The organism is Bradyrhizobium sp. Leo114, assembly GCF_055229415.2.
The window spans coordinates 1-22830 of sequence record NZ_JBUYEN020000012.1; the positions used below are offsets into that span (position 1 = coordinate 1).

General features: G+C 58.5%; 21 protein-coding genes, 1 tRNA gene and 4 pseudogenes. 10 read left to right on the top strand and 16 right to left on the bottom strand.

The window, feature by feature from the left end:
* Positions 1–454: 454 nt before the first annotated feature.
* The 3 genes from ACZIRK_RS16310 to ACZIRK_RS16320 all read right to left on the bottom strand — a co-directional run bounded on the left by ACZIRK_RS16310 (position 455) and on the right by ACZIRK_RS16320 (position 1893).
* A complete protein-coding gene (locus ACZIRK_RS16310) occupies positions 455–640 on the bottom strand; it encodes a hypothetical protein (RefSeq protein WP_130229592.1) in 186 nt (61 codons plus the stop codon).
* A 120-nt stretch (positions 641–760) separates the two neighbouring features.
* Positions 761–955, bottom strand: coding sequence for a hypothetical protein (locus tag ACZIRK_RS16315; protein WP_130229593.1), 195 nt, complete (start codon positions 953–955; stop codon positions 761–763).
* Between the two features lie 864 nt (positions 956–1819).
* Positions 1820–1893 (bottom strand) — tRNA-Asn (locus ACZIRK_RS16320).
* A gap of 386 nt (positions 1894–2279) precedes the next feature.
* Here ACZIRK_RS16320 and ACZIRK_RS16325 point away from each other — a divergent pair.
* Positions 2280–2570 carry a hypothetical protein gene (locus ACZIRK_RS16325; RefSeq protein ID WP_130229595.1) on the top strand — a complete coding sequence of 97 codons (291 nt, stop codon included), beginning with the start codon at positions 2280–2282 and terminating at the stop codon, positions 2568–2570.
* 610 nt (positions 2571–3180) lie between these two features.
* On the opposite strand, the gene ACZIRK_RS16330 is transcribed toward ACZIRK_RS16325, so the two are convergent.
* Positions 3181–3489 carry a hypothetical protein gene (locus ACZIRK_RS16330; RefSeq protein ID WP_463327740.1) on the bottom strand — a complete coding sequence of 103 codons (309 nt, stop codon included), beginning with the start codon at positions 3487–3489 and terminating at the stop codon, positions 3181–3183.
* Positions 3490–3815: 326 nt separating this feature from the next.
* Between ACZIRK_RS16330 and ACZIRK_RS16335 the strand changes: the two genes are divergently transcribed.
* The 3 genes and pseudogenes from ACZIRK_RS16335 to ACZIRK_RS16345 all read left to right on the top strand — a co-directional run bounded on the left by ACZIRK_RS16335 (position 3816) and on the right by ACZIRK_RS16345 (position 6741).
* Positions 3816–4184, top strand: a complete 369-nt coding sequence (locus tag ACZIRK_RS16335) for a hypothetical protein (RefSeq protein WP_456646858.1) — start codon at positions 3816–3818, stop codon at positions 4182–4184.
* A 491-nt stretch (positions 4185–4675) separates the two neighbouring features.
* Positions 4676–5812, top strand: coding sequence for a YaaC family protein (locus tag ACZIRK_RS16340; protein ID WP_130229598.1), 1137 nt, complete (start codon positions 4676–4678; stop codon positions 5810–5812).
* A gap of 268 nt (positions 5813–6080) precedes the next feature.
* A pseudogene (locus ACZIRK_RS16345) lies at positions 6081–6741 on the top strand (SOS response-associated peptidase).
* A gap of 421 nt (positions 6742–7162) precedes the next feature.
* On the opposite strand, the gene ACZIRK_RS16350 reads toward ACZIRK_RS16345, so the two are convergent.
* On the bottom strand, positions 7163–7546 hold the full coding sequence (locus ACZIRK_RS16350) for an NUDIX hydrolase (protein ID WP_130229599.1): 384 nt from the start codon (positions 7544–7546) through the stop codon (positions 7163–7165).
* A 308-nt stretch (positions 7547–7854) separates the two neighbouring features.
* Positions 7855–8022, bottom strand: a pseudogene (locus tag ACZIRK_RS16355) (DUF3606 domain-containing protein); the annotation flags it as partial.
* Between the two features lie 151 nt (positions 8023–8173).
* Here ACZIRK_RS16355 and ligD point away from each other — a divergent pair.
* Positions 8174–9094 carry a non-homologous end-joining DNA ligase gene (gene ligD / locus ACZIRK_RS16360; protein ID WP_130229600.1) on the top strand — a complete coding sequence of 307 codons (921 nt, stop codon included), beginning with the start codon at positions 8174–8176 and terminating at the stop codon, positions 9092–9094.
* 2129 nt (positions 9095–11223) lie between these two features.
* Here ligD and ACZIRK_RS16365 read toward each other — a convergent pair.
* The 5 genes and pseudogenes from ACZIRK_RS16365 to ACZIRK_RS16385 form a co-directional block, all read right to left on the bottom strand.
* Positions 11224–11397, bottom strand: a complete 174-nt coding sequence (locus ACZIRK_RS16365; RefSeq protein ID WP_165435541.1) for a hypothetical protein — start codon at positions 11395–11397, stop codon at positions 11224–11226.
* An 11-nt stretch (positions 11398–11408) separates the two neighbouring features.
* On the bottom strand, positions 11409–11942 hold the full coding sequence (locus tag ACZIRK_RS16370; RefSeq protein ID WP_130229601.1) for a hypothetical protein: 534 nt from the start codon (positions 11940–11942) through the stop codon (positions 11409–11411).
* 255 nt (positions 11943–12197) lie between these two features.
* Positions 12198–12398: a hypothetical protein gene (locus ACZIRK_RS16375; RefSeq protein WP_463327790.1), complete on the bottom strand. Its 201-nt coding sequence runs from the start codon at positions 12396–12398 to the stop codon at positions 12198–12200.
* 35 nt (positions 12399–12433) lie between these two features.
* Positions 12434–12574 (bottom strand): annotated as a pseudogene (locus ACZIRK_RS16380) (IS66-like element accessory protein TnpA); the annotation flags it as partial.
* A gap of 87 nt (positions 12575–12661) precedes the next feature.
* Positions 12662–12916 (bottom strand): hypothetical protein, encoded by a 255-nt coding sequence (locus tag ACZIRK_RS16385; RefSeq protein WP_130229602.1) that lies wholly within the window; start codon positions 12914–12916, stop codon positions 12662–12664.
* A gap of 1478 nt (positions 12917–14394) precedes the next feature.
* Here ACZIRK_RS16385 and ACZIRK_RS16390 point away from each other — a divergent pair.
* Complete coding sequence (locus tag ACZIRK_RS16390; protein ID WP_130229605.1) at positions 14395–14595, top strand: hypothetical protein; 201 nt, start codon at positions 14395–14397, stop codon at positions 14593–14595.
* 748 nt (positions 14596–15343) lie between these two features.
* Here ACZIRK_RS16390 and ACZIRK_RS16395 read toward each other — a convergent pair.
* Positions 15344–15619, bottom strand: a complete 276-nt coding sequence (locus ACZIRK_RS16395; RefSeq protein ID WP_130229607.1) for a hypothetical protein — start codon at positions 15617–15619, stop codon at positions 15344–15346.
* Positions 15620–15712: 93 nt separating this feature from the next.
* Between ACZIRK_RS16395 and ACZIRK_RS16400 the strand changes: the two genes are divergently transcribed.
* A complete protein-coding gene (locus ACZIRK_RS16400) occupies positions 15713–15913 on the top strand; it encodes a hypothetical protein (protein ID WP_165435542.1) in 201 nt (66 codons plus the stop codon).
* A 46-nt stretch (positions 15914–15959) separates the two neighbouring features.
* Positions 15960–16169 (top strand): PRC-barrel domain-containing protein, encoded by a 210-nt coding sequence (locus ACZIRK_RS16405; RefSeq protein ID WP_130229608.1) that lies wholly within the window; start codon positions 15960–15962, stop codon positions 16167–16169.
* A gap of 233 nt (positions 16170–16402) precedes the next feature.
* Here the strand turns inward: ACZIRK_RS16405 and ACZIRK_RS16410 are convergent, their stop codons facing one another.
* The 3 genes from ACZIRK_RS16410 to ACZIRK_RS16420 form a co-directional block, all read right to left on the bottom strand.
* Complete coding sequence (locus ACZIRK_RS16410) at positions 16403–16591, bottom strand: hypothetical protein (protein WP_245475047.1); 189 nt, start codon at positions 16589–16591, stop codon at positions 16403–16405.
* 139 nt (positions 16592–16730) lie between these two features.
* The gene (locus tag ACZIRK_RS16415) at positions 16731–16913 is read right to left on the bottom strand and encodes a hypothetical protein (protein ID WP_245475048.1); all 183 of its coding nucleotides are present in this window, start codon (positions 16911–16913) and stop codon (positions 16731–16733) included.
* A gap of 301 nt (positions 16914–17214) precedes the next feature.
* The gene (locus ACZIRK_RS16420) at positions 17215–17568 is read right to left on the bottom strand and encodes a nuclear transport factor 2 family protein (RefSeq protein WP_463327741.1); all 354 of its coding nucleotides are present in this window, start codon (positions 17566–17568) and stop codon (positions 17215–17217) included.
* A 148-nt stretch (positions 17569–17716) separates the two neighbouring features.
* Here ACZIRK_RS16420 and ACZIRK_RS16425 point away from each other — a divergent pair, with 148 nt between their 5' ends.
* Together ACZIRK_RS16425 and ACZIRK_RS16430 are read left to right on the top strand one after the other, a co-directional pair.
* A complete protein-coding gene (locus ACZIRK_RS16425; protein WP_165435632.1) occupies positions 17717–17866 on the top strand; it encodes a hypothetical protein in 150 nt (49 codons plus the stop codon).
* Between the two features lie 857 nt (positions 17867–18723).
* Positions 18724–19350 (top strand): annotated as a pseudogene (locus ACZIRK_RS16430) (ATP-dependent DNA ligase); the annotation flags it as partial.
* Between the two features lie 280 nt (positions 19351–19630).
* Here ACZIRK_RS16430 and ACZIRK_RS16435 read toward each other — a convergent pair.
* Positions 19631–22207 carry an ATP-binding protein gene (locus ACZIRK_RS16435; RefSeq protein WP_130231313.1) on the bottom strand — a complete coding sequence of 859 codons (2577 nt, stop codon included), beginning with the start codon at positions 22205–22207 and terminating at the stop codon, positions 19631–19633.
* Positions 22208–22830: the final 623 nt, after the last annotated feature.

The following is a 22830-nucleotide window of genomic DNA, read 5'->3' on the forward strand; positions in this document are numbered from 1 at the left end:
TGGCACGACAGCCCTCCACTCACAACCGCCGCAACGACCCGCTTCCTCACATCCAAAGAGTAAGGCTTGCCCATCCATGCCGGCCTCCAGCCCAGCCAGCATGGGGAATCAGAAACCGCCTGATTTGCGAATCCCAAATCGATTCAAGCTAACTTCATTCCGCTTTAGGCGCGGACAGTACAATTTTCTCCGGGAACTTGAACCTTTTTCGGCATCCGGAGACAGAAATGCACTGGGGGTTTTCAGGGCCCAGTATTTAGCGCAGCGCCCCGTGACGAATATACTCCGTCAGGCGGCGCTGTTGCATTTTAGAGTTCAACCTTAAGGTCAAGGGTTCGGTCCACAAGCGCAATCGAGCCAAGTCATGGTGCCGTCCCTTTTGTCCGCTCACCGTCGCGGCCTGTGACTGTTCACCATAGTTCCTTGTCGCCGCTCACCGACAGCGACATCAGATTCAATCGTTGAGGTTTATCGAGGAAGCCGCGATGGCTTGCTCCACTTCCTTCACCAATGCTCGGTGATGTTCGGCGAGCTTGGCGAATAGCGCTTTCTTGGTCGCGTTGGTCGCGAGCTTGCTGATTAAATCGCACTCTGCCGCTTCATTCCGAAGCTTCTCCAAGTGCGCTTGCATGTCTTTCATGAGTCGCTCCCGCAGACGGCGGGAAGATTAGGCAACATGGAATCCGCTGGCAACCCCCTGAGAAGCGACGAGATCAAGCCAAATCACGTTCCAAAATAGACCGAGATGAGATGCGAAGAGTTACTTACTTCCGGGTTGCTTTTTGCCCGGTTTTTGTTTGGTTTTCAGCTTTTCCTTAGCTTTGAGCACGTCGGCCTGACTGCGGTACGCCTTCGCCAGATTGAGGAAGGTTTCTGAGATTTCAGCATCGGCGAGTGCGAGCGCGATGCGCTCTGCGCTCTTTGCTTGTTTCCGGTATTGCTTGGATTGCCTCACCGTCCGCACTCCGCGTAGGCAAAGCATGGCAGAAATCATAACACGAGAGCAAGGGTGCGCGATTAGACTCATGGGGCAGCGCCCTACAAGTGGGTGCATCTGGATAAGGAGGATCGCTGTGCGCTGCGGCAGCCTTAGTGCTCGAGACGACTCCGGAGCTTCTTGATGATTTCCCGCAGATTGCCCGCGTATTCTTGGACGGCTCGGCGCGCCTCCTCCAAGCGCGAAGGCTCGGGCTTTGGCGCTTCCTGACCGGAGCGATGATCCTCTGGCGGCGGCTTCATACCCTCTGGTCGGAGAAACCACACGGGCACCATTGATCTAAATCAATGAAACCGACATCCGCCATCGATGCGTCTCCGATCGCTACTTGTCTTGGCTGAAGAGCCAGGAAATGCGGGCGCTCTACCTATTGAGCTAAGCCGGCTGAATGGTTGCGCGCTTGACCGCCTAACCCATGTTAGCGGCCGGCGCTCTTCCGCGACGATGATGTGACAGAACAGCGGGGAAAACCGGCATCATTCGATTAGGAACGAAGTCTGATTTCCTCTATTGTCGTTGCATCATCGCACTGACCTTGGCATCTATCGGTGATGAGAACGCCGGTTGCGCTCCCGCCCCCACTCAAAATAGGGAGCAGCGCATGCAAGAGCGGCGTCGTCTCCAACAATCAGGACCACTCGAAGAACGGCTAGCTGAAGAAGCAGCACGCCTGCGCAAACAGGCCCAAGGCACTCACCCGGGTATCGAACGCGAACGACTTATTCGCAGAGCACGGCAAGCCGAGACTGGAGCGCAACTGAGCCAATGGCTGAAACCATCCGCTCATCGACTGCCACGATAAGCCCGCCGTTCCGCGTTATTTGGCTGAAGAGGAGGATTCGAACCTGCGACCACGGCATTAACGGTGCCCTGCGCTACCGCTGCGCCACTCTCCAATCTTTTCGGCTGAGCAAGGAACAAAATTGATCGACGATGGTCGATTCTGCGCCTCCGGTCCCGGTTGCGACTGCACCCTCAGCCCCCCGGCCGGAGGAAAACCAGTCGTGTGGTTGGCGGCCCCAGCGGTGACAGGCTGAGGCCGTTTCGTTGAGCCCTTACAGCGCTACTCGACCTCGCCTTTGGGACTAGCCAGCAGCATAGACTAACGTAGATCAATGAAGCTTGGTGGCCGTGGGACTAAATCACGGGGCATGAAACGCAAACGCAATCGAGCCAAGCAAACCACCTCGGCCTACAATGACGTCCGCGTTGCACCTGGTCCGGTCGCTTCAGCGCCCATTCGCCAAGTGCCGTGCGAGGGCAGCGGACATGGGCACCAATCATGAGCTATGCGTCGAGGGTCATTCTTCACCTGCCACTATCGAACGAAGACCTATTGAGCGCCTTCGTCGAGCCGTGCCTTCGCGATAAAGTTGCTCTTATTGCAGTCGTCGGAGAAGGCGCGGCGCGGATAGAGGATATCATCGACGAACTCGTGGTGGGCGACGCGTCGGATGACACGCGCTTTGTTACCACCACCTCGCACTCGAATGAGTCGGTGGAGGAGGTGTTGGAGTTCGCTGGTTGGTGGAACGACGAGCGAGATCGGCCGGTCCAAATAGTAAAATTATAGTCCGCAAGGATATCCGCTATGGGTCAAAAGCGCCGTCCAAGCGGATTGCTTGCGACGTTCGGTCCGCCCTGGAGAGCAGACCACTGAGCGCTCTCTGAAGACTTCGCCATCGGGCCAGTAGGCGACACGCGTCGAGGCGCTGAAACGGCCGAGACTGGGATGGCCTCACGCGTCATCCCGCCGAGGGAATGGCTCTTGTGTCTTCCGGCCGAGGAACATGTCAGGCATCGGCTGCCGGAGCAGTTCACGTGACCGGTGCAACAGTTCGCGCGTCTGCTCGATTGTTTGTCGGAAATACTGTTCGAGTGGAAAACGGGACGGCGTGCGTTGATCCATGAAGCGCTCCCTCGCTGTGCAGGCGGGAGCGCGACGGTCTCTCAGCCACCGACGCCTACGGGCAGAGCCTCGGCCGGTGATGCGGAACAACGATCTCCGGGCTCTTGGGTTCCAAAGTGAACTCTGGCTGGTGATTGACTTATGCTATTCGTCGGTATGACTGATGCCTCGGATGCCGGTGAAAAGCTTTTTCGCCCGTGTTGTTGCCGCCATCACTGAGGCTGAGCGGCTGACTGCTAGGAACAAGGCATGGCGGGCTGAGGTTCTTTTCAGCTTAAGGTGGATGGTCACCCGAACGACCTTCCATCCGAAGAGAGCGCACGAGGACGAACTCTTCGGGCGGTACAGAAAACGTGCGAATTGATTTCGTGGTGCAGCTGGCGTTCCCCATCCCGCTCTTGCTTGGATTTCGTGGGCATTTCCGAAACCGGCGGACGACATTTGCGAGGATGCGGGACACGTCGTTGTCGTAACGATTGTGGCATAGGCTGCCGATGAAGGTGATTGACCCGGTCGAGAAGAAGTACCCGCGATCGCCACCGCCGACCACCATGAGCGCTTCCGGCTTGATATCGGCCGTCAACGACAGCGTACTCGCGACCTGGCGGAGCGGCTCCGCTCTGTTATCCAAGCGACGTGACGGCTGAAATGATTGAGGCCTATAAACGGCGAACTGCATCACGTTGAGGAGGACAAATCGCGTTGGCGTACCAAGACGATGTAGTCGGGAGCTTTGAGCAGGTGCTAAGACTAATACCGCCCTGGATGCGCGCGCCTTCAGACAGGGTGAAGGCCAATGCCGCATGATACGCTGCGGATTGTCTTGCGCGGGGGCGGACAAGGAAGATCAGCAGCGGCGCAGAGCTATTCACCAGTTTTGTAACGTCCGAACATTCAGGCTGCGGGGAAATGATCGAACTTGTCGAATTTTGGAAGAATTGTGATCTGAGCCAGCCTCCATACGTTCACGACGATGACCGATCATTCATTGATGCGGCTACGAACATAAGCAAGATTACCCTTCGAAGTCATCGCGCATTCGTTGAGCACCCCACCTTTGGTGACGAAAACGATGGCTCGCTTCACTTAGGACTCCTGCCTGTGCCCTATCAGGGCAATCTATTGAGGGCGGATATTTTCATCATCATGCTCAATCCCGGTCTCGGCCTCAGCGATTACCAGACCGAGGAAGATGCAGAGCACGCCGAGCAGGTCCGTTTAATCATCAGGCAGAACTTTGCTGAGGTAGAAGTATCCTTTTCTGTCCCTAAATCCTGACTACGCCTGGACGGGAGGCTTCCAGTGGTGGGAACGGAAGCTACGGAAAGTCATCCAGCAGATTGCAAGCGACCATTGCGGGAATGACTACGCTGCCGCGCTGCGCTCGCTATCGCAGCGATTAGCTGCGATAGAAATCTTTCCGTACCATTCACGGACGTTCAAAGCAGCCTCCCTTAGGTCAAGCCTGCCATCGGTGCGGAAGGCGAAGGAATTTGTGCAAAGCCTAGTGCCGCGTGCTCAAATGGGGGAAATCACCGTCATCGTATCAAGGGGGATCAAATCAATCGGAATAGACGACCATAAACTTGCGAACTACGATCCAAAGCTGGCTCGTGGCGCTTCGCTTGGTCCTGGGACGCAGGGAGGCGCGGCCATCCTCAGAGCGTTTGAACGGAAAACATCGCGGTGAGTTCTTTGGTGATCCCCGCCGAATGATGTGCTCAAGATCGCGATGCCAGGGCGCGGACAAAGAAGACAAGGCGGGCTAGATGCAAGATTGGAACGACATCAGATTCCTTGAAAGCACCACAAATCTCAAAACAATCATTAAGAAATCAACTGGAAAGACCCCATCAACTGAAGTCGCTCGAGATATCGCCGCTTGCTTGCAGCAAGGCAGATTGTTTTTCGAAATAGCATCTTCCGCTCCGCTCCAAGTACAGCCATTGCAGATCTATTACGGCATGGTTGGCTTTGCCAAAGCAATCGTCCTTGCGCGCAACATCCAATCAATATCAACGATCGCACAATCTCATGGGTTGTCTGACGTAGCGCAACCCACTTCAAAAATTGAAGACTTGACACTAAAATTCCACCAAAAGGGTTTGTTCGCGCAGTTCAATGACGTAGTCGCCTCTTTAGGTCGGCTGAATTATTTCGATAATTCTATGCCGCGCTCAGAGCCAAAGCCCTTCGACTCCGCCGCTGCATTGGGTGGTACCACTTGCTCTTTCAAAGACATCCTCGGCAGAATTCCAAGCTTGCAGAGGCTTTATCAACGGACGTTTTCCGAAGATGCAGCCTGTTGGTCGATAAGCTTCTATCATAGAGGTAATGATGTCGAGCTGCGAATTGACGATCCCCATTTGATAGCCGACAGGAATGACCTGCGGTTGGTCATAGACAAATGGCGTCAGAAATTTCCGTTTCTGCGGCAATGGTGTCTTTGCGAAGCCGGTCATGCATGGGACAACACGGTCCTACTTTCCCATAACGTTGATAAGCCCTCTAACGGTGAGTTTTCCGATAAATTCCTCATTGAAACCGAAAGTGGTTTTAGTGCAGCGCCATATCCGAGTCAGGTACGCATTCCTTTTTCGTCGATATTGCCTGCTTTGGCTGGGGGCATCACCAATGATCATCCCACCGCTATCCAACCACTGAACGGAGTTAACCTGTCGGAGTTTGCCCTACAGTTTTGCGGCGCATTTCTCCTGAGTTCTTTGGTGCGGTATCGACCCCAAGTCTGGCAGCACGCTCTTTCTCATTCGGCATTTGAGAGACGTGCAGCGGATGACCGCGCGCTTTCAATAATTGAGGCATTTTCAGCCAAAGTGCTCAGCGACTTTCCGAAGCTTGTCGAAAAATCTATCGATTGGGCAAATTCGCGAAACCTCTATGGATAGGACGTGGCTCGTGTCTTGATAAGTCAACTCCTACCCCGATGGACAAGGGGCAACCTGCGCAGTAGATGGTGTCGATCTCGCCGCATGGCTCGTCCGCAACGGCTACTCGCTCGATTACGCTGCTGAACCGGGGCGGTTTGTATGGGAATTTGGGACGTATGTCGGGATGCCGTTCCTTGGCCAGCTTGGGATAGTGGGATGCTTCTATTTTCGGGTATGCGCTGATGGCACTACCGCCCATCACCATGATCAGCGCAGCAAGTTCGTAATGTGCAACCTCTACAGCATCACCTCCAACCAGGAAGCGATCCGCGCGCTGTTCCGAGTCATCAACCGCTACGTCGGCAACCTGCCGCCGATGCCCGGGGTGTTTCCTGATTATCCGGCCCCCGTGTGCGCAACGGTGCCGACGGCCGCGAAATGGTGTTGATGCGCTGGGGCATGCCGCCTCCGCCGAGCAAACCCGGTCCGCCCGTGACGAATATCCGCAGGACCAGCTCGCCGCACTGGCGCGGCTGCTGAAGCCGGAGAACCGGTGCCTGGTCCCCTTCAACAGTTTCGCTGAATACGCGCCGGAGCCAAATCCGGCCACGAAAAAAAAGGACGTGGTCTGGTTCGCGCTGAACGAGGACCGGCCGCTTACGGCATTTGCCGGGATCTGGACCGAGTTCAAGGGTGACCGGGGCACCAAGTCGAAACCGGTCCCCGGTCTTCATCTCGTCTATGGCTTCCTCACCACCGAGCCGAATGCGATCGTCGCGCCGATCCACCCCAAGGCGATGCCCATGGTCCTGACGACCGACGAGGAACGCGACGTCTGGCTCCGCGCACCGTGGGATGAAGCTAAAGCGCTGCAGCGTCCGTTGCCGGATCATGCGCTCAAGATCGTCCTGAGAGGGCCGGACAAAGAAGACAAGCTGGCAGCCTGACACCGGCCTGCGGTTTGGCCCGCACCGTGTTTTGGTGTCAGGAAACATCAGCATAGTGGCGCCTACCCGGTTGGGGTGAGGCGGCTGGCCTTGATCTAAATCAACGGTCGCGCTCGATCCTCGACCAAGCATTAAACTTATGACGAGGTCCGAGGAACCAGATCGACAGGCGTCGTCGAAGCCCAAGTCGTCACCCTTAGAGGAGGCGCTACGTATCCTCGAGGAGTATGCGCGCGACCTGCGCGAGATCATCGAGAAGCTGCGCCAGCGGCTCCATTGAGGGATGTCGCCTCAAAGTAAAAGCTGAGGTTCAAGGCCAGCTGCCACTCGGCCGCTCACGTTCGCCAGCTGTTCTGTCGGCCACAGAAAAGTCCTACTAGCGATCGAAGAACCAAAGCGCAAGACGTGCCTGCCAGCTTGTTCAATCTTTATCTGGAAAGAGCCGGTCGCGAATGTAGCGCGACGTCGGCGTCAAACGGACGGCTCCCGGCTTGTGCCAGGCTACCCGATCGATTTCCTTTTTATCACCGATCGTCAGCTTCCCCTTCGCGTTTTTGGCGACAAAGATGACGTCGCTCATTTTGCGGCCGGACCGCTTATTCTTGGCCTTCAGTTCTTTCCAAAGACGCACTCTGCCGACCTTGATATCTGGAAGCCCCTCCCTGAGCTCTCGTCGCAGACACTCCCTTTCGGTCTCTCTCGTCCGCTTACGGCCGCCTGGAAACATCCACAAACCATCACGTCGCCGCCTCACCAGCAGAACTCTGCCCCGCTTTGCTGCGACGAGTTTAGACGACTTCGCCATCCTCAGCTCTCCCAGCCTGGCCTAAACCTGATGAGACAGCGCCGGAGCGCGAGAAGTAGGAACCACTTACATCAATTGGTTTTAGGCCGCATCACTGGATAAGGAGATACGTGATGAAGGCGAACGTCGGCCCGGGCACTGACAACCTTACCGGTAAGCAATCCGGCGGCAGATAACCTGAAATAGTAAATCCCGAGGTGTAGTGAGAAGGGCCTCGGCAAAGTGGAAGCTGAGGCCACCGGTTGGCTGGGCCACTCAAATTGGCACCGTTTGGCCGCTCTTGTAATGCACTATAAGCCAAGCGGTTTCTATCTCTTCCGCGCGAGCCGCTTCTCCACGCGCTTCCTGCTGTTGCCGACCTTCTTGACCGCCTTCTTCACGCTCGTGGCTGATCGGCCGGTCTTCTTGGATTCATAACTGACTTCGTGCCGCTGCCCGCCGGCGACACGCGCGCGATCCTGCTTGCGACCCCGCTGTCTGTTTCTTTGCCTTTTTCGCCATTCTGGCCTCCCTTACTGTATCGGCGCAACGCGGGATGCACGTCCCTAGTTCCCGGCAAAGGGGCGGCGCTCCGGAACCAATCGAGACGACCTCATTTGATTTAGCCTTCGCCCTTGGAGTTGTGGAGTGGCGTCTCAGCGTAAGAAGTCGGCAGCGATCGGCGCCAAGGCTCCCTACCCGGGCTTCATCGAGCCGGCGCTGGCCACCGAGATCGAGCGCGTGCCAAGCGGCGCCAGATGGATTCATGAGATCAAGTTCGACGGCTACCGCGTCCAGGTCCACCTAGCCAATGAGACGATCAAGGTATTCACCCGTCGCGGCCATGACTGGACCCACCGCTTCCGCAGGATCGCCGACGACGCTTGGCACATCTCCGCCGGCAGCGCGATCGTCGACGGCGAAGTGGTCGCGCCGGCCGAAGATGGCACCACGGATTTCTCGGTGCTGCAGAGCGAGCTTAAGGGCCGGTCGAAGAAAATCGTGCTGGTCGCGTTCGACCTGCTCTACCTCAACGGCCACGACCTGCGGAAGCTGTCGCTTTCCACGCGCAAGGCTGCCCTGAAAAACCTGATCGCCGGCACCGACGTCCAGTTCAGCGAGAGCTTCGACGTCGACGGCCGCGCGATGTTCGCACACGCCTGCAAGGCCGGCTACGAAGGCGTCGTGTCGAAGATCGCCGACAGCCCCTACGTTTCAGGCCGCGGCCGCAATTGGTTGAAGAAGCCGTGCGCGCAGCGGGAGACGCTGACGATCGCCGGCTTCGCCCTGGACGAAGGAAAATGGGACGGCATCTATCTCGGCCGGCGTAAGGGCGCCGAGCTGATCTACGCCGGCAAGGTCGACCACGGCTTCGATAAGGCATCCGCGGCCGACTTGCGGAAGCGCCTGACGCCGCTGATCCGGAAGACGCGACCCTACACCAAGCGGATCGCGCACAAGGGCATCTGGGTTGAGCCGACGCTGCTGGCCGAAATCGAGTACCGCGCCAAGTCGGCCGCGGGCAAGGTGCGGCACCCATTCTTTAAAGGCCTGCGGGAGGATCTATGATGGACCGCCGGAAGTTCCTGACGAGCGGCAGTGCAGGGGCAAATCTCGCTTGCTATTCCATTCAAGGCCGGGATTCCCAGAGGCGATATCTACGACGGATCCAGCTCCATCTGAATAAGGGAAAGGCGAAGGCCTACACTCGAACCGCCTGGACTGGACCAAACGCTTCTCGGTCATCGCCGGTGCCCTTGGCATCCCCGGTCAAGCCATTATCGATGGGGAACGCGTGACGAATCCTAAGTGTCCGATCTGCTTGGGCCTCGGTTGGGTCTGCGAGAACCATCCGAAACTCGCCTGGAGTGAAGAGCTCGGCTGTCAGTGCAGCGCGGGGATGCCATGCGAAGTGCAACCGGCCTGACGATGAGGGCATCGACGAACCGGACGTGAGCAAGGTCCTCGATGAGACCCCGCCCGTAAAGCATTAGCCTCGCTGCCTTCTTTCGACGATACGCTGCGACGCCGCCCCCGCCCGACGTTATCGAATATGCCGCGCTCGGCCCTGCCTGGAGTGAGTCATTGCGAGCAAGTCTAGGGTGATCGAAGCAGATGGAATTCCCCCGCTGCTACGTCACGCCTGTTCGAAGCTAGCGGCAGCGAGGTGCCGCAGCCCACCACCGTGATGCTGCGTACGGTCGGACCGCAGGTTGAAAATCTTGCGCTACGCGTTCGAAGCTGCAGGCCTGCACTGCAGGTCGCACTCGGCCGACGACGAGCCGCAGGTCGTGGAGACGTGGGTCTGATCGCCAAGACTTCGCTCAAAACGCGAGAAGAGCAAACGCTGTCATGACTGTCGTGAGAGCGCCCGCGTGAGAACGAACGCGGTGAATAAACGGTCAGTGTCCAGCATGACACATCCCCAGCCCGAATTGTGAGCTGTGAAATATACATCCTTGGAGCGAGGTCTGCAGTAGCTATTTCCGGAGGGAAGGCATGGTGCTACGTCGATGGCGGGAGCAATTCAACTGATTTAAGCCGATCAAAAGAGAGCCCCCGAAGGGATTCCCTTCGGAGGCTGTCGAAGTTACTGCTCTGAAACGCTGGGGGAGAAACGGGACTTCTCCAACCGGCGCGCAAGCGTGCCATGCCGACCGGCGCGATCAACAACCTGGGTTAAGAGCCCCCCGCGGGGGCGATCACCAGCCCCACCGTCGTCCGATCCTAACCGACATTATTGATCTCACGAATTTCTGCGCCATCTGTGTGCAGAAGTGCACAGACTTCCCGCCCACGCGGCGCTTGGCTCGGCGTGCAACCTCCTGGCCGATCATCTCGATTCCTCCAGACCAATGGTCGGCCGAAGAGGAAGCGCAGCCCCGGCGTGCTCCCCCACGAAAGTCGCGTCGGGGCAGCGCTCTCGCCTATCGACGGAAACGGATGCGCAAGCGCTGGTTCGGATTAAGTGAACGACGGGACATGATGATGACGCCGCGCGAGGAACGCGACATGCCCTACATTGTCGGACTCGCTGTGTGGCGGCGGCAATGATGGTCGCGTTTGCTGTGTTTTGGCGATAGCGCGCAGCCCGCTGTTCGCGCGGCGAAATGAGATCATATCGGGGTATAACCTAAAAACGCCGGGACGGCGGCACAAACTGCGCTGCCCTTGCGGCGTCGGCGTGCTTATCGTGCGGCGCTGGCTCTCGCCGATCACCTACAGCCCCCAGCCCCAGTGGTCGGCCGAAAGACGGCACGCCCCGGCGTTGATCCTGCATGGTTGGCGTCGGGGCACTCCCGTCACAACACCGATCACCAGCCCCACGGCCCACGGTCAAAAGAGAGAGGCCCGCCTTTGGGACGAGCCGCCCGCTCGCATCAGCGCCTATTCCCCGCGCCCATGCCGATGCCCTCCATGCCGAATTGCGGGATAGGTGGCCGCCAAGGCCGATGCCGTAAGGCCCAACGGCACAATCCGCGCCTGACATCCAGGTCACCGTGGTGGCTTTCTTAATCTAAGTAATTGATCCCCCAGGTCGGCATGGCACCCTACCAGTGCTGGTGGAGAAAAGTGCCGTTTCTCTGTCAGCTGCTCTTAAACCCGAATGACTAGCCCCCTCTTCTGGGGGCTTTCTTTTGGTCTGCGGCGGGGCAGTCGAAACAAATGAGCAAGCGGCAGCGTTTGTTTTCATTGCGCTAAAGTGTTGCGTTGATGGTCGCGCTTGGGATGTTCTGGCGATAGCGCGTTACGACTACTTTCACGGGGATGAATTGAGCAGCACGCGGCTGATAGTGGTACGCAAAATCCTTGCCGAGCACGGGCCGATGACAGCAGAAGCCATGGTCCGGGAAATGCTGAAACTCGGCCATGACGTGTCCGTTCACGAAACGCTGCCCGGCAAAGTCTCTTCGCTTCTCATAAGTCTGTGGCGGTTGGAAAAAGCCGGCATGGTCGCGCGTGAAGGCAAAGGCCGTTCGGCGCTGTGGCGGTTCAGCGTATCACAAACGCAAACACCGCACCGGATTTGAAGGCTACAGCCGCATCGGCAGCGCCAGCGGATCGCGGACGGCTCGCCATAGCGCCCGATGAACGCCGCCAATTGCTCCGGAATTTCGCCCCGTTCCGGGCAGCGCTGGCGCAGCTCGGCGGCGATCTCCTCCGCGGCGTCCTGCGCCAGCCTTCGCTGGATCCGGATGGGGTTGCGGTACTGGCCCTCCATCAGGTGACGCAGCACGGTCTCGCGGTCAGTGTCCTCCTCGTGAGCGGCGGTTTCATCGTGACGCGCTTTCCGCAACTTTTGGTCCCGCTCATGGCCAGGTGGGAGCGCTTTAGCTTCCTCGCGTAGGCACTTGGCCTCTTCGATCAGACGATTTTCGAGTGTTTGAGTCACCTTGAAGTGATGCCGCTTAAGCATAGCGCTACTCCCTATGCCTGAGTGGGCGGGAGCGCGACGGTTATCGAGCGTTCTCCCATAGATACCAAGAGCCGTGCGGTGATGCCCATCAACGTCCCAGCACGGGTATTGGTCGCTGGTTCCAAATGAGGAACCAACCGGGGCGCCCTACTCGCCTGAAGGCTTCCTGCACCAGCAAGCCCAGCGAGTTCATGCCGCGCCGCATATCGGTGTGGCCGGTCGCAATCCACACCCGCACGCCCGACGCGATGGGGATCACCGTGGGCGTCCATCTGCCAGCGCCGCCGCGGCGGCCTTCAGCGTCGCCGCGTCGACCGTACCCATGATCCGCATCCGAGCCCCGGCAGCAAACTCGATCTCGATCCACCCGCCGCTGCTCGCCGGCGCGACTGGACAGGGCGTCGGCCCTGATTCCGCGACCACCATCGCCGGTATGGCTGAAACGAGCGTCGCCATCGCAGCAGCAATGAGCGCGAAACGCCATATCGCCGCGCTGTTGCCGCGACTTGGCGCGGCGCCTGTAAGCTCTCCAGGACGATCTTGAGCTTCTCATCCTCGGGCCAGCGCCGCCGCCGGCCCGTGTCCACCACCTCAAGCCGTTCGACTTGGGCACTGCGCCTATCACTGTCCATAAGGACAGTTCTCAACAACACGCCTCATTCCGCAAGGCGGCCTTCACCGAACGGATACGTATGTGCCAGAGCCGAATGGGCTGCGCGTCAATTTTCGCTGGCTAGATAACTTAGCATAGTTGTGCAGGCGGCCTCGGCCTCGGCAAAAGTTTTGAAGGGCGAGCCAACGACCCTGATCGCGCCACGGCTCTGTTCAAACGGACGCCATGACGCGACATAGCCGGGCCTTCCGCGAAAGCCAGGGCCGGTAAGACTTTCGAAGCTGATCACGAATGAATAGCCGTCGCTGCTGGCGCTCCATATTTCCATGTGCTCGACGGCACGATGGAAAAGCAGGGACATTTGCAGTCACTCACCTGTGGTCGCCAAGTCAATTGGTGCTAGCCTACCGCATTCGCAATCCATCCTCCTGGGGTCGGCGACCCGGCAAGTGGTAGCAGCGGAAAAAACTGCATTGCTGTTGTATTCGCGCAACGCTCCTTTCTGATCTGCGGCGATATGCTGGCGTTGGCTGGGGAGAACCGCGATGTTCGATGTCTATCTAAACGGCAGGCGCGATTTGCTCGTCGTTCGCAGGGGATTTCCAATCCCTCCTGGCGGTGCATCAGGCAGGTGGCGCAGGCGTAGGAAACGCGTCGCCAGTGTCAGCGAAGAGATTTGGCGGGCCGTTCAGAGGCAAGGCTACTACATGCGGAAACTGAGCGGTCTCAAGTAAAACTAGCGGGGTTGGCTTGGTGCTTGCACTTGAGGACTAGGCCGCCGTTTGCTTCGACCGCTCCGTAGGTCGTCGAGCCGATACACCCTAAAGAGCCATGCGTGACAGTCTGGATGTGGGCGCCGTGGGATGAGGCGAAGACATTGCAAGCGGCCCGTTGCCGGACGACGTGCTCAAGATCGTGATGCGGCGGATAGATCGCTTCGGGCCGCACATTTCGATCATCGTATCCAAGATACTGGAGCGCGAGATCAACATTGTGATGGGTTGCCGGCAGCTTGTCGGTTGACCTCTATCAGAGCGGCCTACACTCACAAGGTCTCTGACCGATGTCCCGATCCCTTTGTAGATCAGCTTCGAGTTGTTCGATAATGGCGTGAAGCAGACACGTGGCAAGCGGATCTGTGACTTCCCGCTCCAACAGGCGATAGCGCACGATCTCGACTTCTCGGTCTCTCAACTGGCGCTCTGTCATGATCGATGCCCTCCGGCAAACCGACGTGGAGGCGGCTGAATTGTTTCGCTAAAATTTTCGGATCATTTCCTATGGTTGCTAATCAGTGAAAATGAGGCGAGCGACGTGCACCAGCCGTGTCCGATCTCACCCGAGAACGGAGGAGAAATCCGTAAATCCCCATCGTCTGAATATTTGCTATATTAAATTCTGGGGTAAATATATACACGTAAATTAAACAAATTAAATGTGGACGCTATTTAACTTTGGATTAAGATTGGAGCACTTGGCGCCGGATGAACGCGTCAAGGATCTCGGAGAAACGGCTCCAGCATCCTGCCCCCTTGATGTAGGGGCCGTTTCTTCGAAATGGTGAGGTGAGACATGCGGTTCCTATCACCGGGTGACCTGTTTCTTGTCTCCGCCATGACAGGGGCGGTCTTACTGGTTGAAATCGGACTTTTCATCATTGTGGGCGTGATCTGACTTCCGTTGGAAAACCGGCAGTCAAAAAAGTAGGTGGAGGCAAGCGGACAAATATTCGGTGGTCTCCAGCTTTCGCGCCGCACCAGCTAGGTGCATTGCCGCAACTCTGGTTCTTTGTTGCCGCCGAAAATGTACTAAGTTCCCTGGCTCGAGGGGATTGCACCAATGGCGACCTATCGCGCCTATCTCTTGGATGAGACCGGCCACGTCGCGAACCGGCTCGATCTGGAATGTCCAGACGATGAGACAGCGAGAGAGCGCGCGAAGTCCCTGCTGAATGAGAATGGCTTGGAACTCTGGTTGCTCGACCGGCGCATCGCCGTGTTCAAGCCCGATGGGCGGGGATCAACAACGATGAAGACATGACGGAAGGCTCGAAAAGCTTTTGATGGAGGCCGAGGATTCCACCTTTTCAGCCGGCCCAGGAGGTCCCGATTATGTTGATTGCAGATAGGTTTGACAGCCGGACCTTTGCCCACATGCAAGTCGCGCTCGAAAGGGCTTGTCAGGCGCTGCCGCAAGGCAGCAATAATCATGAGGCTCGCGGTCACATTGCGAGCAGGATTATCGAATGCGCGGAAGGCGGCGATCGAACGCTCAGCGGCCTGACCGAGGTCGGGCGACGGGCCGCGTTGGAGCTGCCGCCACACCAGGCTGCCTAGCTCGCCATACCAACAAGAAGCTATCTACCTCACGGACGCTTCCGTTCGCGTACGAGCAGATCGGCGATTGATCTCGGGGTGCGGCCCTTCCCCAGAGTTCAACGGCAGGTCTCGCGGTACCTTCGGCAATTGCCCATGCCTTCCTCGCCCAGGCGTTCCTTATTCAGGCATGCGGCTCTCAGTTCTGCACACACATCGCCACGACGAGCGCCCCTTTGACAGGTTTCCCGATATCGCCGGCAGCCGCCTTCGCCCCTCTCACACGACCGTCTTAGCTCCTCACATTGCCCGTAGACACGCACTCCGCCAGGACCGATTTCGAAGCCCTGAGACATAGCTGTACCGGGCGACAGGGAAATGACCATCAAAGCGAAAACAACCAATGCAGAGGTTCTCATTTTTAACCTCCGAAACAAGACAAGGAAACTCTTGTGGTTTTGTTCCGCCACCCACTAGGCAAGACCCTGGACGATCGCGGGCGTGAATCGGTCGCGGGCCGCGACGCTGCGCCGAAGCGACAGCGGCTCCTGCGCTCCGAGAAATTTTCCCAGCCATAATGGCAAGAGATTGGGAACGAAAGCTCCCGCCACGATTTCAGAAGCCATGAGACCGCCGCTCGCCGTTAAAACTACACGGCGCATGTCGCGGATAGCCAAAGGTCGCAAGACCCGCTGTTGTCGGAACAAGCGCTCGCGCAGATAGCCAAAAGCGGCGGTCTCCGGGTCCATTTGCCAGGGGTGCTCGGCAAGTTGGGAGGAGCTACGGGTGGCGTGGGCGTGGGTCTGTGGTGGGCGGCATTCTTACCCGCACGAGGCTTCGTGATGTCCAACCGCATTGACATAGACCACAAACACGGCCGCGCCATTGTTCGAGAGATCGGCGAGAGATTGCGTGCGTTGCTGAAACCAGAGCCGGATTTACCGGCGAACGTTCCAACGCAAATCAACCGGCTCCGCGCATTGGAAGAGCAGTCACCATCGATCATCCCAGCGGCCGAGCATTGGGACAAGCCGCGCCGGTAAGCTGCGATGGGGCAGCACAGACGGCTCGGCGGAACAGGGGCGAGCAGTGTCATCGGCCAAGCTTCGTGCGTCAAAAATTTTGAGTGAGTTCGGTGAGGCACAATCCGAACTGATCGGCATCGCCGTCGTCCTTACTAACGGAAAGGCAGGTACGGTCGAGAACGTTTGGCTGGATGAGTTGCACGGCCTTCGGATTTCGATCAAAGGCCACGACGGGAAATGGCCGGTCTCAACCATCAAGTTCCCTGAGGACTAATTTCTTGCACCGGCCCCCGCTGTCCACCTGCGCGCTCTTTTCAGAACATTCCGATCAGGATGAAGAAGCCGACCTCGAGCAGAAACGTCGTCGACATGGTGGCGACGGTCAGGAACACATCGCCCGCTGAGAGAGGGTTCATGCTGCCTCGCATCTCGCGAAGCCCCGTCATGAAATGCACATGGGTTAGAAAGGTTTCGGTTCCAAACACGGGAGATGCGAGCGGCGCCGGCCTATCGCATTTCGAGTTCTTTGATGGCCAGAGCCGAAATTTGGGCGGGGTCCTTGATGCCGGATTGCGCGATCTTGATGACCTTCTTTGCGATCATTTCCGTTAGAGGGTCGTCGCGATCCTTGACGCACAGGGTATGCAATGCGCGCTCGTAAGCCGCTGTGATGCGGCTGATCTCCTCCGGCTTCACCCCGGAGTTTAGCAACAGTCGATAAATGGCCAATTCTCACCGCCCAAGTCCATGCCGGCGAGCAAGGAAACCACAGTATAGGAACCTTGTACACGGTCGGAGAACTACGGGCGCTTGGCTTCCCGTCCAGCCGCCACGGCTACTGCTTCTGCTCGCGCGCAGCAGCGCCGCTCTCGTCCTTGCTGAAAAGAGCCAAGTCCTCGACCCGCTCGTTGAGGTCGGCGGCCTTCTCCACCAATGCGGCCGCCAGGTTGCGGTCGGAAGTCGATTTTGCAAAGCGGAGCAGCGTCGCTGCCGCTTCGCGAGTATACTTGCCTCTCACGATCCAATGTCCGCGCTTTTCCCAGCACGCTCATGACGCGTGACAAGGCCATTCGTTCCACAGCAACTCCTAACTTGGAACGATCGGGCCGGGCGGCCGTTCGCCCTCTGCGTCTGTTGGAACGCCTGTAGGAGAAAGCGGCCCTTGCTCCTCTCTCCGAGGCAGGGGCCGCTTTCCAGTGCCTGGATGTAGAGCCCCGTTACGGCCCCTCCGTCAGAGCGCCCTCTGCCACGGCGCAGCCGTGAAAGCCGAATACCGTCCTGGACGGCCATTCTGACACGCCGGCCCCGATAGCGACGCACTAGACAGCCTCTATGATCGGCACGCAGGCCGTGAGCCGGATTTTTCCGGCATCGGTAAACCGGAAATGCGTCCGCACGCGCTTGCCGTCATATCCGCGATAGTCGAGCGAGAGGCCGTCCCCCTCCGGCATCAATGCGTCGATCCCGAAAGCATCGGCTGCGGATGCCGCGAGCCTTTGACCCCAGTACCATTTCATCGCGGCTCGGCCTTGAAAGCGCCCACCCTCGCAGCACTCGACCGTAGCCGCCTCATCATAGAGATCTAGCAAATCATCCAACCGACCCTGCTTACAGGCGTCGATCCAATCGACAACGATATCGATCGCATCGAAGCCCTCGCGAGCGTTCGACATGTTACACCTCCTCGTTGACGCTTCCCGCGGAGATGAGTACGGGCTTTGGCCTGAATGGACTGTGAACCGCCCAAATTCTGCCGAGAATTTTTCAAGTTCCGGCAACCATCAGTCTCCTCGCGCGTCTTGCTCACGCAAGGAGTGCGCAATGACCGACGACGAGCAACAGCGGGAACTTGAAGAGCGGCTGATGCGCTATCGCATGATGGAACGCGAGGTCACCGACCCGCTCGCAATCCGTCTCTTGCAAGACATCGTTGCAGAAATGGAAGCGGACCTATGGAGTCCCGAGGAGTAGTTCAAATCGTCAGCAGCCATCGGGCGTGACTGGGCTTTTTCAAGGTACCCCCCGTCGGCGTCGCTGATGCGTGCGGACGCCGTGTTGTTTCTCAGCGCGGCGCCGAGGGTTGGTGACCCAGCCTTAGGGCTGCTGGCTTTTGTGCGCAATGCTGGCGACCTCTGCCAGAGCTCCAAACAGCCCAGTTCGTCAAAACCGGGCACACGGACACGGGCACACCAACGGAGCCCCGGGGCCAATCGCCGGCGCAGGCCTTCCGATCCTTGCCCTCGGCTACGGCGTGTAGTGGCTGGTAAGGCGCCGATGGCAAGCTCATCACCTAAACGCTTGAATAGCTCGCGTTGACTTGGATCTGTCGCCGACACATTCAAGAGGGCAAAATGCTTTCAAGAGGGCAAAATGCTTTGCATCGGCGCGGAGTCGGCGCCACTTTCCTGGGAGGTCCTTCATGGCTCACTTCCTTGGTTTGAGTGGGACGGAACTCCACCCAGCGTTCGGCCGGCGCCCAGGGACTGGCACGTGTGTGCCGCGTCGGACACCTTTTTTCGAAGAGCAAGCAGCTGAGCCCTCTCCTGTTCCAGCCGATCAACCACGATAATCACAACTTGAGGGTCCTTTTTGGGATCAGCCTCGATCGGAAAAGCCATCTACGTCTCCCTCGGGAAAAAATAGCATGACCCGCTCTCGAGCAGCCGTCCACCTAACTGTGTTAAGCGGAGGCGCGATTTCCAGGCCATGGCGGCAGACATTCCACAGCCTAGCGTACAAGAAAATTCGGATGGGTGCGACAGGTTGCAGGGTCGGAACGATTTCTTTTGTGCCAATTTGATCAGCACATAGCGTCGGGATTCCTTGGCGTGGCGTTTCAGCGTAAGAAACCGGTGCCGATCGGCGTCAAGGCTGCCTACTCCGGCTTCATCGAGCCGGCACTAGCGATCGACGTCGAACGGGTGCCGACCGGCGCCAGGTGGATCCACGAGATCAAGTTCGACGGCTACCGCGTCCAAACCCACATCGCCAATGAGGCCGTCAAGATCTTCACGCGGCGAGGCCATGACTGGACCCACCGCTTCCGTTAGATCACCGCCGACGCCTGGCACATCTCCGCCGCCAGCGCGATCATCGATGGCGAGGTGGTCGCGCCGGCCAAAGACGGCACTACGGATTTCTCGGTGCTGCAAAACGAGCTCAAGGGCCGATCAAAGAAGATCATCCTGGTCGCCTTCGACCTGCTCTATCTCGACGGTCACGATTTGCGGAAGCTGCCGCTCTCCACGCGCACGGCCGAGTTAAGGAGACTCATCGCCGGCACCGATGTCCAATTCAGCGAGAGCTTCGAGGTCGACGGCCGTGCGATGTTCGGTCACGCCTGCAAGGCTGGCTATGAGGGCGTGGTCTCGAAGGTCGCCGATAGCCCTTATATCTCGGGCCGTGGCCGCAATTGGGTGAAGAAGCCTTGCGCGCAGCGGGAGACGTTGATCATCGACCAGAATGTCGACTTTTGGGCATCGCGACGGATTTGGCATGTCTCGCTCAGGTCTCGTTTCGCAGGCAGAGCTGACGTGATTTGCTCGCCGCGAGCATTACGGCTCGTGACCCGAAGCGGACCAAGGCTCGTTCGATTGCTGCCCGTCCGCGGTTTGGAGTTTTTTCACCGGGATCTACGTCAAATGTGAAGGAAGTATAGGTTAGCTTCGCCCGGCGTCCCGATAACCCTCGTCAATGGCGCCACGCGCCGCAAGGAAGCAACGGCAGGAGATCATCTCAACCTTCGTGCAGCATTGACCGCAGACGCGCCGCCAATTCTGACATGCGGAACGGTTTGTCGATAATCGGAAATTCGCCCACCGCCTGATGTCGTTCCAACACGTCTCCCGCATAGCCGCAGGCGAGCAGGACATTGATGCGCCTGTTCAATCGCCGCGCTTCGCGGGCAAGCTCAATGCCGTTAATCCCGTTTGGCATCACGATGTCACTTAACAGGAGGTCAAATTCTTCGCCGCTGAGCAGCTGAAGTGCTTCCGCGCCGTTTCGAGCGCAGCGAACCTGATAGCCCGACTTGGTCAGCATCGCCGAGGTGAGGTCCAGAAGATCGAAATTGTCCTCGACAACCAGGATTCGCTCCGAGCCTGCCGGTATCGCTTCGGGCTGGATGTCTTCCATCTCGGCGTCAGGCTTTTGCGTGGCTCTGGGTAAGTAGAGAGCGACGGTGGTCCCCTTTCCAGGTGCGGTTTCGATGGCAATGTGCCCCCCGGACTGACGGACAAAGCCGTAGACCATGCTGAGGCCGAGCCCGGTACCTTTGCCAACTTCCTTTGTTGTGAAGAAGGGCTCAAACACCCGATCCCGCACTTCGGGGGGCATTCCACAACCAGTGTCTCTGACGGACAGCCTGACGTACGATCCGGGCAGGCACCCCGCCACCGCCCCTGCATCAACGACGATGTTCCTCATCTCGATCTCGAGCACGCCGCCATCCGGCATGGCGTCACGCGCGTTTACGGCCAGGTTGAGGAGTGCGGTCTCCAGCAGCGCCGGGTCGACATGGCACAGCCACAGGCCTTCATCAGTCTGCAGCTTGACTTGGCATGCTTCCCCGACGGCGTGGCGAACGAGCCCCTGGAACTCACAGACAAGCTGGTTGGCGTTGACTGGTCTTGGGTTCAATACCTGCCGTCGTGAGAAGGCGAGGAGCTGCGCCGTCACCTTTGCTCCCCGATCGACGGCACGCAGTGCAGCCGCGGCGGAGTGTCGGGCTTTGCCAATATCGTCGTTAACCTGGATGAGTTCGAGGTTCGCGGCGATCACCGTGAGCAGGTTGTTGAAGTCGTGCGCGACGCCACCGGTGAGCTGGCCGACGGACTCCATCTTCTGGCTCTGATGGAACTGCTCCTCGATCAGGCGGCGCTCCTCCAGGGCAAGCTTGTGATCGGTGATGTCTCTGACGAACACCGCGAGACCTTGGCTCGAGGGGAACGCACTGATCGCGTACCAGATATTTTTGAGGGTGCAGAACGCTTCTGCAAAGACCGGGCGTTGCTCCGACATCGCCTCCCGGAGTTGGCTCAAGAGATCATCCATTTCGGCGACTTGGGGAAAGACGTCCGACAGGTTGATTCCGATGAGATCGCGTCCTTCGGCGATTTGCGACCAAGCCTGTCCGTTGAGGTAGCTGATGCGCCAGTTCTGATCGATAATGAGGACGCTGTCGGTCGTGCTCTCGAAGATCATCGTAATTTGAGCCGCGGCTTCCTCGGCCTTCTCCCTCGCTTCCTCGGCCTTCTCCTTCGCTTCGAACAATTCGTGCTCGCGGTGCTTCAGCGCATCGGCCATGGCGTTGAACGCGCCGGCGACCCGCGCAATTTCCGAGTTGTCCCGGATGTCCATACGCCGGGCAAAGTCGCCGAGCCGCCACCGGTTCGCGGCGTCAACCAATTGCGCAAACGGGCGTTGGATGAACCGTTGGCCGCCCCACACCGTCAGGACCAAGACAATCAGGGTGCTCAGAGCGATGAACAACACGTCGCGCTGCGTGCGACGTTCCATCTTGGCGAAAGTCTGCGCCCTGCCGAGGCCGTAGCTGACAAGAAGATCTTGCCCCGCAGCGGCGAAGCCGACGATCCTTCGCACGCCGTCAATGCCAGCCATCTCCGCCACGGTCCCATTGTCGAGTATCGGGTCTCTGCGGGCGGGCGACTTCTTGCCGACGAACAGAGCGTTACCAGGATAGCGAGCGAGAACGATGCCGTTGCGGTCCGTGATGGCGAGCGCGGCTCCCTCCGGAACGCCCATTTTTGCGATGTAGTCAGCGAGCCAATCGAGGCTGAGAGCGGCGATAACGACGCCACCCATGTGGCCCTCGTCGTCGTAGAATGGCAGCGCAAAATGGAGGGCCTTGCTGCCGGTCACTCGACTGATCGCGAACTCTCCGACTGTGAATTCGCCGGTTTTCAGGACGTGGGCGAAGTAGGCCCGCCCGGCAGCGGTCGTTGGCTTATGATCGCTGCTTGTGTCGCAGATGCGGCTGCCATTGATGTCGACCACGTCAAAGCTGATGAACCCCGGATAGCGTTCCTTGATTCTGGACAGATAGACGTTGCATCCGTCGGCGTCCTTCGCCTTGATCGCCGGATGCTCCGAGAGCGCAATCAGGGCCTGATGAACTCCCTGGACGATCTGCTGCTGCTCAGCGGCGGCGAGCTTGGCACGGCCGAGTGCTTCGTCCCGCGCTTCGACTTGGCGCGTGCGACGCAGGTCGATTTCATTGTACGCCTGTATCGCGATGGCCGGCAGCATGGCCGCAGCCACCAGCACGAATAGACGTGATAACAGGCTACTCATTCGACCATTTCCTACCCACGATCACCCGCATGAGACCGAGCGTGCCAGTCCACCGACAAGCGCTGCGACGGTGAGCGTTCGGGCGAACACCACGATCGGCTGACGGTCATATCGACCATAAGCTGGCGCATGGAACAGCGGCGCGACGGCAGAAACCAAGCACTAGAAGATTCACGTCCCGCCGGCCTACGCGGGAGCGACACGGAGGGTGGCACCCATGGCCATGAAGGTTGGCTGTCTCATGTTGATGCCAAAGGATGGCAGGGCGACGGGCTATGATCAAACTGAACCGGCCGTATTGCAGCGCTGTTTCAGTCCGTCTAAGAACGGTTACGATTGTAGGTGCCATGTGTGGACGTTGGCCAGTCTGTGTTTCAACATGCCCATATCGCCCCCCTGTCAGCGGAACAGGACGCAACTTGCCGTCGACCACGACGGCGGGAACGAAACGAATACCCAGTAGCTTCGCGCGTCTGACGACCTGCATATCTTTGATATCGTGCACGATCACTTCCCAGCAGGAACCTGCATCTCGCTTGACTGTCTCGATTGCGTCTTGGCAAATCGCGGAACCCGCGCTGAATACCTCGATTTTCGGTTTGTCGGCCATCCTACGCTCCTGT

What these genes read in the sequence shown, in the direction of transcription:
- ACZIRK_RS16325 (WP_130229595.1), top strand. Translation starts at nt 2,280, where the DNA reads ATGAGCTATGCGTCGAGGGTCATTCTTCACCTGCCACTATCGAACGAA.
- ACZIRK_RS16420 (WP_463327741.1), bottom strand. Translation starts at nt 17,568, where the DNA reads ATGTCGAACGCTCGCGAGGGCTTCGATGCGATCGATATCGTTGTCGAT.
- ACZIRK_RS16435 (WP_130231313.1), bottom strand. Translation starts at nt 22,207, where the DNA reads ATGAGTAGCCTGTTATCACGTCTATTCGTGCTGGTGGCTGCGGCCATG.
- ACZIRK_RS16385 (WP_130229602.1), bottom strand. Translation starts at nt 12,916, where the DNA reads ATGTCCCTGCTTTTCCATCGTGCCGTCGAGCACATGGAAATATGGAGC.
- ACZIRK_RS16340 (WP_130229598.1), top strand. Translation starts at nt 4,676, where the DNA reads ATGCAAGATTGGAACGACATCAGATTCCTTGAAAGCACCACAAATCTC.
- ACZIRK_RS16395 (WP_130229607.1), bottom strand. Translation starts at nt 15,619, where the DNA reads ATGGACCCGGAGACCGCCGCTTTTGGCTATCTGCGCGAGCGCTTGTTC.
- ACZIRK_RS16365 (WP_165435541.1), bottom strand. Translation starts at nt 11,397, where the DNA reads ATGGCCGAGTTTCAGCATTTCCCGGACCATGGCTTCTGCTGTCATCGG.
- ACZIRK_RS16310 (WP_130229592.1), bottom strand. Translation starts at nt 640, where the DNA reads ATGAAAGACATGCAAGCGCACTTGGAGAAGCTTCGGAATGAAGCGGCA.
- ACZIRK_RS16350 (WP_130229599.1), bottom strand. Translation starts at nt 7,546, where the DNA reads ATGGCGAAGTCGTCTAAACTCGTCGCAGCAAAGCGGGGCAGAGTTCTG.
- ACZIRK_RS16335 (WP_456646858.1), top strand. Translation starts at nt 3,816, where the DNA reads ATGATCGAACTTGTCGAATTTTGGAAGAATTGTGATCTGAGCCAGCCT.
- ACZIRK_RS16400 (WP_165435542.1), top strand. Translation starts at nt 15,713, where the DNA reads ATGTCCAACCGCATTGACATAGACCACAAACACGGCCGCGCCATTGTT.
- ACZIRK_RS16390 (WP_130229605.1), top strand. Translation starts at nt 14,395, where the DNA reads ATGGCGACCTATCGCGCCTATCTCTTGGATGAGACCGGCCACGTCGCG.
- ACZIRK_RS16370 (WP_130229601.1), bottom strand. Translation starts at nt 11,942, where the DNA reads ATGCTTAAGCGGCATCACTTCAAGGTGACTCAAACACTCGAAAATCGT.
- ACZIRK_RS16375 (WP_463327790.1), bottom strand. Translation starts at nt 12,398, where the DNA reads ATGGCGACGCTCGTTTCAGCCATACCGGCGATGGTGGTCGCGGAATCA.
- ACZIRK_RS16425 (WP_165435632.1), top strand. Translation starts at nt 17,717, where the DNA reads ATGACCGACGACGAGCAACAGCGGGAACTTGAAGAGCGGCTGATGCGC.